The sequence below is a fragment of the Pseudomonas sp. IT-P395 genome, assembly GCF_949767675.1.
In the GTDB taxonomy this organism is placed as follows: domain Bacteria; phylum Pseudomonadota; class Gammaproteobacteria; order Pseudomonadales; family Pseudomonadaceae; genus Aquipseudomonas.
Map to the genome: position 1 here is coordinate 221,937 of NZ_CATKPW010000022.1, position 11,977 is coordinate 233,913.

Sequence of the window (11,977 nt, forward strand, 5' to 3'; positions counted from 1 at the left end):
CTACATGGGAATGCAAAACCCTGTAGGAGCTGCCGAAGGTTGCGATCTTTTGTCTTTGATCTCAGGCGTCGCCCTTGATCTCCTGATAGCGCTTTTCCAGCTCCTGACGAATCTGCCGACGCTGCTGCGCCTGCATATAACGACGCTTGTCTTCACTGTTCTGCGGTTGCAGCGGCGGCACGGCGGCCGGTTTACGCTGGTCATCCACGGCGACCATGGTGAAGAAGCAGCTGTTGGTGTGGCGCACCGAGCGTTCGCGGATGTTTTCGGTCACCACTTTGATGCCGACTTCCATCGACGTGTTGCCGGTGTAGTTGACCGACGCGAGGAAGGTCACCAGTTCGCCGACATGGATCGGCTCGCGGAAAATCACCTGATCCACCGACAGCGTCACCACGTAGCGGCCGGCATAGCGGCTCGCGCAGGCGTAGGCCACTTCGTCGAGGTATTTGAGCAGGGTGCCGCCGTGGACATTGCCAGAGAAGTTGGCCATGTCGGGGGTCATCAGTACCGTCATCGACAGCTGGGCGTTTCCGGGTTCCATAACGTTCTCACGGATCAAGGCTGGTTGCTGGAAGCACCTCTGCGGGTGCCTGGTTGCTTTTCTAAAGCACCGTTATCGGGACGCCGGGCGACTCGCCGCCGTCACGCCGGAATCGATCTGTTTCCATATATTGCACCGCCTTCCAGCCGCAAGTCGCGGTGTTAACCTGCAAAAGCCCCTTACAAAGGCAATTCCCACACGAAAAGCGGATTTTTACTTCGCTCGCCCAGACATTTCTGACGTCTGCTGGCGAGCCTCGTCATTCAAGGAGCCCACGCCATGCATGCCATCAGCTTTATTCAGGATCTGGCAGTGATCATGTTGGTCGCAGGCGTGGTGACCGTGTTGTTCCACCGTTTCAAGCAACCGGTGGTGCTCGGCTATATCGTCGCCGGCTTCATCATCGGCCCGCACACGCCGCCGTTCGGCCTGATCCACGATGAAGAAACCATCAAGACCCTCGCCGAACTCGGGGTGATCTTCCTGATGTTCTGCCTGGGGCTGGAGTTCAGCCTGCGCAAGTTGTTCAAGGTCGGTGCCACGGCGTTTATTGCGGCGTTCCTCGAAATCGTCCTGATGATCTGGATCGGCTACGAAATCGGCCGCTGGTTCGACTGGAACACCATGGACTCGCTGTTCCTCGGCGCGATTCTGGCGATCTCCTCGACCACCATCATCGTCAAAGCGCTCAACGATCTGAAGATGAAAAACGAGCGCTTTGCGCAGTTGATCTTCGGCGTGCTGATCGTCGAAGACATCCTCGGCATCGGCATCATCGCGCTACTGTCGAGCATCGCAGTGAGCGGCACCGTCAGCTCCGGAGAAGTGTTCTCCACAGTCGGCAAGCTGTCGCTGTTCATGATCGTCGCTTTGGTCATCGGCATTCTGCTGGTGCCGCGTTTGCTGGCTTACGTGGCCAAATTCGAAAGCAATGAGATGCTGCTGATTACGGTGCTGGGCCTGTGTTTCGGCTTTTGCCTGCTGGTGGTCAAGCTTGAATACAGCATGGTCCTCGGTGCGTTCCTGATCGGCGCGATCATGGCCGAGTCGCGGCAATTGCTGAAGATCGAGCGGCTGATCGAGCCGGTTCGCGATCTGTTCAGCGCGATCTTCTTCGTTGCCATCGGCCTGATGCTCGACCCGATGATCCTTCTCGAATATGCGTGGCCGATTGCGGTGATCACCGTGGCCGTTGTGCTCGGCAAGATGTTGTCCTGCGGCCTCGGGGCCTTTATCGCCGGCAACGACGGACGCACCTCACTGCGGGTGGGGATGGGGCTGTCACAGATTGGCGAATTTTCCTTCATCATCGCCGCGCTGGGTATGACCTTGCAGGTCACCAGCAACTTCCTCTATCCGGTCGCCGTGGCTGTGTCGGTGATCACTACGCTGCTGACACCGTATCTGATCCGTGCAGCCGATCCGCTGTCGATCAAGCTGTCTGCGGCGGTGCCCAAGCCTCTCGGCCGTGTGCTGGGCATGTACGGCGAATGGCTGCGCAGCATCCAGCCGCAAGGCGAGGGCGCGATGCTGGCGTCGATTATCCGCAAGATTTTGCTCCAGGTCGGGGTCAATCTGGCGTTGGTGATTGCGATCTTCTTTAGCGGTGCATTCTTCGCTGAACGCCTCTCGGCCTGGCTACAGGACTGGATCAGCGATCCGAGCTGGCAGAAGGCGTTGATCTGGGGCGGGGCGTTGCTGGTCTCGCTGCCGTTTTTGATTGCGGCGTATCGCAAGCTCAAGGCGTTGTCGATGCTGCTGGCTGAGATGGGCGTGAAGCCGGAGATGGCCGGGCGGCACACGCAGCGAGTGCGTCGGGTGATCTCCGAAGTGATCCCGATTCTCTCGCTGCTGGTGATTTTCCTGCTGTTGGCAGCCTTGTCGGCCAGTATTCTGCCGACCAACAAGTTACTGGTGCTGATCGCCGTAGTCGCCGCTGCGGTAGCGGCGCTGCTCTGGCGCTGGTTCATCCGCGTGCACACGCGGATGCAGGTGGCGCTGCTGGAAACCCTCGACAACCACAAGGAGTCGTCGGGGCATTGACCACCCGGGGCGGCTGGCCGATCAGCTTTCCAGCCAGACGTCCCGCGCCCAGTGCCACACCGATTCCCAGGATTCTTCGGTGATCAGCTCTTCTTCGCCGGACCACAGCACCACGGTGCCGTCTTCTTCGACGCAGTAGTAGTTGTCGCCGTCTTGGCAGATCGGGATCAGATCACGCGGTACACCGATGTCCCAGGCATTGGCTGCGACGTCCGGCAGATAGGTGTGCGATTGCGGGTCGGTGACGGTCACCGGTTCCAGACTGCCGTACACCACGTCGCTGACAGTCAGCAAAAATTCTTTGAAGACGAACGGAATGTTGATGAACAGTTCTTCTTCGACTTCGACCAGTTGGTCTTCGTCAGGCAATTCCAAAGGAACCGGCACGGGTTCGTTGGCTTCACGCAGTTGTTCGATGATTTCTTCCACGTCCGGGATCCTCTTGCTTGAATGGCGCGGTTTATATGGGCCGGTTTATACAGTAGCTCGCTATAGATGCAACCGCGAAATAGAAAACCCCAGCCGAGGCTGGGGTTTTTATTACAGCAAGTGAAGCGTGCGAGGGATCAGCCGTTCTGGCGGATACCGGCAACCAGCCAAGGCTGGTTCTCGCCCTGCGGACGTTCCATGTTCCAGCTTTCGCTGAACACTTCGCCCTGGTCGAAGCGCGAGGACTTCGACACACCGCTGAAGGTCAGGGTGGCGATGGTCTTGTCGGCACGGTCATCCACGCCGTCCAGTTGCACCTGAAGGTTGTCGATGTAGGTCGACTGGAACGCGTCACCCAGATCTGCACGCTCACGCTTGAGGAACTCAAGCATTTGCGGGGTCACGAACTCGGCGATCTTGTCCATTTCGTTGGCGTCCCAGTGCTGCTGCAGCGACTGGAAGTGGCTGCGTGCAGCTTCAAGGAAGTTCTGCTCGTTAAACCAGGCTGGTGCGTTGATCACCGGACGAGCGGCAACAGGTGCAGCCGAACCACCGAAGATCGAACCCATGGCGGCAGGTTTCTGCTCGAACACTTCACGCTGCATCGGCGCGCCGGCCGGAGCGAATTGCTCCTGCTGCTTGCGGCGACGCGCGGCGATGAAGCGGAAGATCACGAACGCGATCACGGCCATGATCAGGATGTCGAAGATCTGCATGCCCTGGAAGCCACCGCCCATGAACATGGACGCCAGCAGGCCACCGGCGGCGATACCGGCCAGAGGGCCGAGCCATTTCGAAGCACCGCCGGCCTTGGCGGCAGCGCCTGCGGCACCGGCAGCACCTGCGGTCGCAGCAGCGCCGCCGACACCTGGAGAAGAAGGAGCCATCTGGCTGGTCTGGTGCGTCGGCGCAGCGCCGGCGCTTTTGCCACCACCAAAGCGCTTGGCGTTGGCGTCGAGGCTCATCGTCAGGCCGATGCACAACGCCATGGCGATGCTAAGAAAACGTTTCATAAAGGGAATTCCCGTTTGTGGAGACACGCGCGCCATGTTGCACAGCTGAAGTGTTACTGGCTAGCGAGAGAGTGTTTCGGGCTTTTGCCTGACAGGTCGCGTTCAGCTTCGCGAGGCAATCAGCCTATGTACTTTTGTCTGTAGGAAAAGGCGATAGGTTCAGCGGGATTGATGCACTGTGCGCCGTATTATCTGTGGGAGCGAGCCTGCTCGCGAAGGTGCCGTGTCAGACATATGAGTGCTCAATGACACACCGCTTTCGCGAGCAGGCTCGCTCCCACATTTGTTCAGTGCAGGTCGTCAGATCGCTTCCAGCTTGGCGTAACCGAGCATCAGCCACTTGCTGCCTTCGCTGAAGTTGACCTGCACCCGCGCCTGCGCGCCGGCACCTTCGAAGTTGAGGATCACGCCGTCACCAAAGATCGAATGGCGTACTGCCTGACCGAGGCTGAACCCCGTTTCCGGGATTTCGCTGCCACTGAACAGGTTGCTGCCGCTCATCGACTGGTTGCCGCCGAACGGACGGCTGACGCTGTTCGACAAACGCACTTCCTGAATCAGGCCTTTCGGCACTTCGCGGACGAAACGCGAAACCTTGTTATAGGTTTCACTGCCGTACAGGCGTCGGGTTTCCGCATAGGTCATCACCAGATTCTGCATCGCCCGGGTGATACCGACGTAGGCCAGACGCCGTTCTTCTTCAAGACGACCCGGCTCTTCCAGGCTCATCTTGTGCGGAAACAGGCCTTCTTCCATACCGACGAGGAACACGTAAGGGAATTCCAGTCCCTTGGCGCTGTGCAGCGTCATCAACTGAATACTGTCTTCGTGCTCGTCGGCCTGAGTGTCACCCGCCTCCAGCGAAGCGTGGCCGAGGAATGCCGCCAGCGGCGTCAGCTCTTCGTCTTCTTCGGTGTTTTCGAAGTTGCGTGCGGCGCTGACCAGTTCCTCAAGGTTTTCTACCCGGGCCTGGCCTTTCTCACCTTTTTCCGCTTCGTGGTAGGCAATCAGGCCGGACTGTTCGATGACGGTTTGCGTCATCAGGTGCAACGGCATTTCCATGCACTTGGCGGCGAGGTTCTCGATCAACTCGATAAACGCACCCAGCGCACCGGCAGCGCGACCGGTCAGGCCTTTGTTGGCGACCAATTGGCGCATGGCTTCCCACATCGACACATCGCTGTGCCGTGCATGGTCGCGGATCGCTTCGACGGTTTTTTCACCGATGCCACGGGCTGGAACGTTGATTACCCGTTCCAGCGCCGCATCGTTGCCGCGACCTTCGAGCAAACGCAGGTACGCCATGGCGTTCTTGATTTCCGCACGCTCGAAGAAGCGCTGACCGCCATAGATGCGATACGGAATGCGTTCACGCAGTAAAGCTTCTTCCAAAACGCGTGATTGGGCGTTGGAGCGATACAGAATCGCAATATCGCTACGGGCCAAGCCGGTTTTCAGCGCGCTTTCGATGGTTTCGACAACGTAGCGTGCTTCGTCGTGTTCGTTGAACGCAGCGTACAGATTGATCGCTTCGCCATCGCCGCCGTCGGTCCACAGTTCTTTGCCGAGGCGCCCGGTGTTATTGGCGATCAGGGCGTTGGCAGCCTTGAGGATGCCGGCGGTGGAGCGATAATTCTGCTCCAGACGAATGGTTACCGAATCGGCGAAGTCGGAAGAATACTGATGAATGTTTTCGATCTTCGCGCCACGCCAGCCGTAAATCGACTGGTCGTCGTCGCCCACCACCATCAGGCTGTCGCCGCCCTTGCCGAGCAGGCGCAACCAGGCGTATTGCACGGCGTTGGTGTCCTGGAACTCGTCCACCAGAATATGTCGGAAGCGCTTTTGGTAATGCGCCAGCAGGCCCGGATGATCGCGCCAGAGGTCGAGGGCGCGCAGCAGCAGTTCGGAGAAGTCGATGACGCCGGCACGCTGGCACGCCGCCTCGTAGGCTTCGTAAATGCCGCGCATGGTCGCCAGGTACAAATCGCCGCTGGCCTGAATGTGTTGCGGGCGCAGGCCTTCGTCTTTCTGGCCGTTGATGAACCACTGCGCCTGACGTGCCGGCCAGCGTTGCTCATCGAGACCGAGCTCGCGGATCACCCGCTTGACCAGCCGTTGCTGGTCGTCGCTGTCGAGAATCTGGAAGGTCTGGCTCAGGCCCGCTTCCTGCCAGTGCGCCCGCAGCAAGCGGTGCGCCAGGCCGTGGAAGGTGCCGACCCACATGCCGGCCGGGTTGATGCCCAGCAACTGCTCGATGCGGTGACGCATCTCGGCAGCGGCCTTGTTGGTGAAGGTCACCGACAGGATGGAGTGGGGCGAGGCGTTTTCGACCTGGATCAACCAGGCGATACGGTGCACCAGCACTCGGGTTTTACCGGAGCCAGCACCGGCCAGGACCAACTGACGGCCAACGGGGGCTGCTACGGCCTGGCGTTGGGCATCGTTGAGGGAGTTCAGCAGAAGGGAGAGATCATCGCGCATCGGGGCATTCTAGGGTGCGCCGCAGGCCCGGGCAAACCGAGCTTTGCATTAGCCGATGAAAGTCCTGTCGATGACGACCGGTCGGTCACTGCCTGCAGGCATCGGCCCGCCGCGCTTCAAGGGTTTGGCCGGTGGCAAAGGGCGGAACAGTTTCGGTGAAATTATGATCTGGAGCAGTTTGGCAACGGGATCGGCTTGTGTATGCTCCGTCCACGTTTCGGGCGCACGCCCTCCTTATAAGAACAAGAACGTTGCCCATGACCCTCAGCTCCGAACTGTCGGGCCCCTCCGTGGAACCCCGGGTTATCCGCAAGCACTATGCCGTCGAAATGGCGGTCGAGCGCACGCGTCTGCTGTATCAGGGCTCGTTGTTGCCCACGCTGTTCATGTTGATCAATGGTCTGGTCTGCGCCGGCCTGCTCTGGAGCCCGCAGCGCTACTTCGTGGTCAGCGTCTGGCTGGTATGGTTGCTGTCATTGGTCGCGCTGCGGGTGATTCAGGTGGCGGCATTCGATTCGGCGATCCCTGATCGTCAGGCGCAACCGATCTGGCGGCGGATGTTTCTGCTTGGCTCGACCATGACCGGCCTGACCCTGGCCGGCGCCGGCATCGCCTTGGTGCCCGCCGACAACTTCATCCAACAGGCTTGGGTGTTCGGCCTGATTGGCGCCGCAACCCTGTCGGCCAGCGTTGCCTACGCGGTGAGCCTGCCAGCGTTTCTCTCCTTTACCTTGCCCTGTCTGTTGCCGGCGATCGGTTATCTGTTCTGGGGCGGTGACGAGCAGGCGCGCGGTTGGGGCTGGCTCGGGCTGATCCTGCTCGGCTCGCTGAGCGTGGTGGCATGGCAGGTCAATCGGCTGATCGATCGCGGCTTGCTACGGCGCTTCCAGAATCAGCACTTGATCGAACACCTGCAACAGACGCAGGCGCGCAGCGAACAGCTCAATCAAGAGTTGGCCAAAGAAATCGACCAGCGCCGCTGCGCCGAGGGCAAGTTGCGTGAGGCGCAGGTCGAACTCGAAGACCGCGTGGTCCAGCGCAGCCTTGAACTGGACGCCGCCAATCAGGCCCTGAGCAAAAGCGAGGCGCGGCTGGCGCTGGCGTTGAAGGCCAGTGAGTTGGGGTTGTGGGACTGGAACCTGCAAACCGACGAAGTTCACCACACGCAGATTCAGGAGCTGTTCGGCCTCGCTCCGGAATACGTCACGGCGCTGTTGCGCGACCTCAAGCCACGTCTGCATCCAGACGATGTGCCGACGCTGAAATACGCGTTGATCGAGCACTTGAAGGGTCGTACCGAGGACTATCAGATCGAATACCGCGTACGCCACGGCGATGGCCATTGGGTCTGGATCGAAGACCGTGGCCGCGCGGTAGAACGCAGCGACAGCGGTCGGGTGATCCGCATGGTCGGCACCCGCCGCGACATCAGTGCCAGCAAAAGCCTCGAAGAGCAGCAGCGCCTGGCGGCGACCGTATTCGAAGCGGCCAGTGAAGGCATCGTGATTCTGGACCCGAACTATGCGCTGATCGCGATCAATCAGGCGTTCAGCCGCGTCACCGGCTACGACATCGAAGACATGCTCGGGCGCAATGTCGTCGAATTACCGTGCAGCCGCGATGCCCGCCGTCATTACGTGGCGATCCGCCATGCGCTTGAGCAGCATGGCAGTTGGCAGGGCGAACTGGTGGAGACGCGCAAAAACGGCGAGCTGTATCCGCAGTGGCTGCAACTTAATGCGGTACGTGATGGTCGGGGAAATGTCAGTCATATCGTCGGCTTCTTCGCCGATCTGTCGGCGCGACGCGAATCTGAAGAGCGCCTGCGCTATCTGACCCATTACGACGAACTCACCGGGCTGGCCAACCGCTCACTGTTTCGCGAGCGTTTGCATGAAGCGCATCAGCGCTCGCGTCAAGGCCGGCGCAGTCTGGCGTTGCTGCACATCAATCTGGATCGCTTCAAATTGCTCAACGACAGCCTCGGCCATGAGATTGCCGACCAGTTGCTGCAGAAAATGGCGCGCCGTCTGGTCAACGCCTTGCCGGAAGCGGACACCATCGCGCGGTTGTCCGGCGACGAATTCGCCGTGCTGTTCGATGCCTACGGTAACCTGTCGAGTCTGGCCCGGGTTGCCACGCGCCTGTCGAGCAAGTTGCGACTGCCACTGACGGTCGAGGGGCATGAGCTGGTGGTCAGCGCCTCGATGGGCATCAGCATGCTGCCAGACAACGCTCGGGAGATTTCTGCGCTGGTCAGCCAGTCGAACATGGCTATGCAACACGCCAAGCATTTGGGCGGCAACAACTTCCAGTTCTACACCGACAGCCTGCAAGCCAGCACCCTTGAGCGCTTGCAGCTGGAAAATCAGTTGCGCAAAGCCATCGAAGAAAAGCAGCTCAAAGTGTTCTATCAACCGAAGTTGTGCCTTGAAACCGGGCGGTTGAATGCCGCGGAAGCACTGGTGCGTTGGGATCATCCGAGCATGGGCCGGGTGCCGCCGGGGGATTTCATCGGGTTGGCCGAGGAAACCGGTCTGATCGGGCCGATCGGCGAATTCGTCCTGCGTCAGGCGTGCTGGCAGGCTTGTGAATGGCAGCGTCAGGGCCTGGAGCCGATCCGGGTTTCGGTGAACCTGTCGGTGCATCAATTGCGTCAGGGCAAGCTGGTCAGTCTGGTGCGTCAGGTGCTGGAGGAAACCGGTCTGGCGCCGCACTACCTCGAACTGGAATTGACCGAAAGCCAGTTGCTCGACAGCGTCGAACACATCATCGCGACCTTCCAGCAGCTACGTGATCTGGGCGTGAAACTGGCCATTGACGATTTCGGCACAGGCTATTCGTCGTTGAGTTACCTCAAGCGCATTCCGGTGGATTACGTGAAGATCGATCAGGCGTTCATTCGCGGGTTGGGTGAGGGCAGCGAAGACGCGGCGATCACTCGCGCGATCATCGCCATGGCGCATGGACTATCGCTGAAGGTGGTAGCTGAAGGTGTCGAGCGCCTGGAGCAGCTGGAATTTTTACGCGTTGAGCGCTGCGATGAGGTGCAGGGTTATCTGATCAGTCGGCCTGTGGAGGCTGCCAGTCTGGCCGGGCTTTTGCGCGCGCAGGATAATCCGTTTTAAGGGCTACATGCTCCTCATCGCGCCTGATATGGGGACATGGAGTTACGCATTGAGCAGGCAAAAAGCCAATTCATGTAGTATAACTACAAGCGTGCTACATCCTTGCCCATAAGAAGAGTCCAGCCCCTTGAATCTGCTGCAACACATCGCCCAGTCACGTCACCTGTTACGCAAGTCGGAGCTCAAGGTCGCCGACCACGTGCTGCTTGACCCTGCGGCGGTGATGCACAGTTCCATGGCCGACCTGGCCCACAGCGTCGGCATCAGTGAGCCGACTATCGTGCGCTTCTGTCGAGCCATCGGTTGTTCCGGTTTTCAGGATCTCAAACTCAAACTGGCGCAAAGCCTGGCCGCCGGTGCCAGCTTCGGCCAGTTCGCGATCCATGAAGACGACTCGGTTGCCGATTACAGCCTGAAGATTTTCGACACCACGTTGCACACCTTGATGGAGGTTCGCGAGAAGCTCGATCCGGTCGAGTTGCAGCGCGCAGTGACGTTGATGTCGCAGGCGCAGCGCGTCGAGTTCTATGGCTTCGGTGCCTCGGGTGCAGTGGCAGCGGATGCGCAGCACAAGTTCTTTCGTTTGCTGCTGACGGCGGCGGCGTATTCCGATCCGCACATGCAGGCAATGTCGGCGGTAACGTTGAAGCCGACCGATGTGGCGATCTGCATTTCGCAGTCGGGGCGTTCCAAGGATTTGCTGATCACCGCCAATCTGGTGCGCGAGAGCGGGGCATCGCTGATTACCCTGTGTCCGAGCCAGACGCCGTTGGCCGAATTGTCGACGGTCAATCTGGCGATCGATGTGCATGAAGACACGGAGATTTATACGCCGCTGACGTCGCGTATCGCGCACCTGGTGGTGATCGATGTGCTGGCGATGGGCGTAGCGATGGCGCGCGGGCCAAGCCTGGTCAATCACCTCAAGAGCGTGAAGCGCAGTCTGCGCAGCTTGCGCTTGTCGCCCAAGGCCGCCAAAGCCCTGGATGATTAAGATCAAAAGATCGCAGCCTTCGGCAGCTCCTACACGGATCAATGTAGGAGCTGCCGAAGGCTGCGATCTTTTGCTTTTTGGGCGGCAACTTTCATCAAACCGTCATCCCTCCCGCCTATCGTGAAACTCCCGTCATCGCCTTGGGAGACTCGAAATGGCTCAGCCCTACGAAGAACGCAACAGCGCCGCGAAAACCCGTCGTCAGCAGGAAGACCAGCGCCGCATGGAATTTCGCCGCGCTATCGAAGAGCGCTTCGAACTCCGTCAGCTTCAGGCCGAAATCGGCGACTTTCCCGAGATCAATCACTGGCAGGCAACGCCCGTAGCTTCCCGTCGAAACGCTCAACCAGCGCGCTGATCTGCACGCGTTCGCTGCGGATAAACGCCAGGAAGGCGTGCGCCACCGGTGACAGGCGTTTGGCTTTGGCTTGCACCAGGCACCAGCTGCGCAGCAGCGGCAATTCCTCGACCGGCAGCTCGACGAGTCCGCCGGTCGCCAGCTCCAGGTTCAGGGCGTGGCGCGTCAACAGCGCCAGGCCCAGACCCGCCTGCACGCATTCACGCTGAGCTTCGGCCGAGGCCACTTCCTGCGTCTGGGTGAAGTGCACGCGCTTCTCTTTGAAATACTCTTCGCAGGCCAGTCGCGTGCCCGAACCCGGTTCACGGATCAGCAATGTATAGGGTTCAAGATCCTGCAAACGCAACGGGCCCATGTGCGCCAACGGATGATCCGGACGCGCCACGGCAACGATCGGATTGTTGAGGAACGGCAGGAACTCCAGACCCATGTCCTGCGGCACCATCGACATGATCACCAGATCATCGCGGTTGTCCGACAGCCGCCGGATCACTTGACCACGGTTGACTACCGTCAATTGCAGATTCACTTCCGGGTGCTGGCGCTTGAACGCGGCGAACAGGTGCGGGACGAAGTATTTGGCGCTCGATTCGACCGCCAGTTTCAGCTGACCCTGCAACGAGCCCTGCATGTCCGACAGTTGCATATCGAGGTTTTCCAGGCGTCCGAAGATGTCCCGGCTTGCGCGCTGGAGGGCCTCGGCAGCCTCGGTCATGTAGAGCTTTTTACCGACATAATCGAATAATGGCTGGCCGATCAGCTCCTCGAGCTGACGAATCTGTAGGCTGACGGCCGGTTGCGTGAGGGACATTTCCTCGGCTGCGCGGCTGTAAGAGCGTAAATCACACACTTCGTTGAAGATCTGCAACTGGCGCAATGTCATACGCATCAAGGACTTACGCATTTTTTATGGGCTCTGACGGCGGGCTGATGTTTCAACTATAAGTCTTTGCTTATGCCTGACCCAATTATTATTCATTTTTG

The 11,977-nt window shown here is 59.6% G+C and carries 9 protein-coding genes; 4 read left to right on the plus strand and 5 right to left on the minus strand.

Going from position 1 to position 11,977, the window contains the following annotated elements:
- Positions 1-61: 61 nt before the first annotated feature.
- The gene (locus ACM6IN_RS16265; protein WP_003229693.1) at positions 62-544 is read right to left on the minus strand and encodes an acyl-CoA thioesterase; all 483 of its coding nucleotides are present in this window, start codon (positions 542-544) and stop codon (positions 62-64) included.
- A 279-nt stretch (positions 545-823) separates the two neighbouring features.
- Between ACM6IN_RS16265 and ACM6IN_RS16270 the strand changes: the two genes are divergently transcribed.
- Positions 824-2,587, plus strand: a complete 1,764-nt coding sequence (locus ACM6IN_RS16270) for a cation:proton antiporter (RefSeq protein ID WP_414894528.1) — start codon at positions 824-826, stop codon at positions 2,585-2,587.
- Between the two features lie 21 nt (positions 2,588-2,608).
- Here ACM6IN_RS16270 and ACM6IN_RS16275 read toward each other — a convergent pair whose 3' ends face one another.
- The 3 genes from ACM6IN_RS16275 to uvrD form a co-directional block, all read right to left on the minus strand.
- Positions 2,609-3,016, minus strand: a complete 408-nt coding sequence (locus ACM6IN_RS16275; protein ID WP_095113175.1) for an SMI1/KNR4 family protein — start codon at positions 3,014-3,016, stop codon at positions 2,609-2,611.
- Positions 3,017-3,153: 137 nt separating this feature from the next.
- Positions 3,154-4,029, minus strand: a complete 876-nt coding sequence (locus ACM6IN_RS16280) for a Tim44 domain-containing protein (RefSeq protein ID WP_007912068.1) — start codon at positions 4,027-4,029, stop codon at positions 3,154-3,156.
- Between the two features lie 300 nt (positions 4,030-4,329).
- A complete protein-coding gene (gene uvrD / locus ACM6IN_RS16285) occupies positions 4,330-6,513 on the minus strand; it encodes a DNA helicase II (RefSeq protein ID WP_007912069.1) in 2,184 nt (727 codons plus the stop codon).
- 257 nt (positions 6,514-6,770) lie between these two features.
- Here uvrD and ACM6IN_RS16290 point away from each other — a divergent pair, with 257 nt between their 5' ends.
- The 3 genes from ACM6IN_RS16290 (at position 6,771) to ACM6IN_RS16300 (ending at position 10,993) form a co-directional block, all read left to right on the plus strand.
- Positions 6,771-9,641 (plus strand): putative bifunctional diguanylate cyclase/phosphodiesterase, encoded by a 2,871-nt coding sequence (locus ACM6IN_RS16290; RefSeq protein ID WP_095113176.1) that lies wholly within the window; start codon positions 6,771-6,773, stop codon positions 9,639-9,641.
- A gap of 127 nt (positions 9,642-9,768) precedes the next feature.
- Positions 9,769-10,635 carry a transcriptional regulator HexR gene (gene hexR / locus ACM6IN_RS16295; protein WP_007912071.1) on the plus strand — a complete coding sequence of 289 codons (867 nt, stop codon included), beginning with the start codon at positions 9,769-9,771 and terminating at the stop codon, positions 10,633-10,635.
- A 154-nt stretch (positions 10,636-10,789) separates the two neighbouring features.
- Positions 10,790-10,993 (plus strand): PA3496 family putative envelope integrity protein, encoded by a 204-nt coding sequence (locus tag ACM6IN_RS16300; RefSeq protein ID WP_414916366.1) that lies wholly within the window; start codon positions 10,790-10,792, stop codon positions 10,991-10,993.
- On the opposite strand, the gene ACM6IN_RS16305 is transcribed toward ACM6IN_RS16300, so the two are convergent.
- Positions 10,935-11,897 carry a LysR family transcriptional regulator gene (locus ACM6IN_RS16305; protein ID WP_007912073.1) on the minus strand — a complete coding sequence of 321 codons (963 nt, stop codon included), beginning with the start codon at positions 11,895-11,897 and terminating at the stop codon, positions 10,935-10,937. The genes ACM6IN_RS16300 and ACM6IN_RS16305 overlap by 59 nt on opposite strands.
- Between the last annotated feature and the right edge of the window lie 80 nt (positions 11,898-11,977).

What these genes read in the sequence shown, in the direction of transcription:
- ACM6IN_RS16290 (WP_095113176.1), top strand. Translation starts at nt 6,771, where the DNA reads ATGACCCTCAGCTCCGAACTGTCGGGCCCCTCCGTGGAACCCCGGGTT.
- ACM6IN_RS16300 (WP_414916366.1), top strand. Translation starts at nt 10,790, where the DNA reads ATGGCTCAGCCCTACGAAGAACGCAACAGCGCCGCGAAAACCCGTCGT.
- ACM6IN_RS16305 (WP_007912073.1), bottom strand. Translation starts at nt 11,897, where the DNA reads ATGCGTAAGTCCTTGATGCGTATGACATTGCGCCAGTTGCAGATCTTC.
- ACM6IN_RS16265 (WP_003229693.1), bottom strand. Translation starts at nt 544, where the DNA reads ATGGAACCCGGAAACGCCCAGCTGTCGATGACGGTACTGATGACCCCC.
- uvrD (WP_007912069.1), bottom strand. Translation starts at nt 6,513, where the DNA reads ATGCGCGATGATCTCTCCCTTCTGCTGAACTCCCTCAACGATGCCCAA.
- ACM6IN_RS16280 (WP_007912068.1), bottom strand. Translation starts at nt 4,029, where the DNA reads ATGAAACGTTTTCTTAGCATCGCCATGGCGTTGTGCATCGGCCTGACG.
- ACM6IN_RS16270 (WP_414894528.1), top strand. Translation starts at nt 824, where the DNA reads ATGCATGCCATCAGCTTTATTCAGGATCTGGCAGTGATCATGTTGGTC.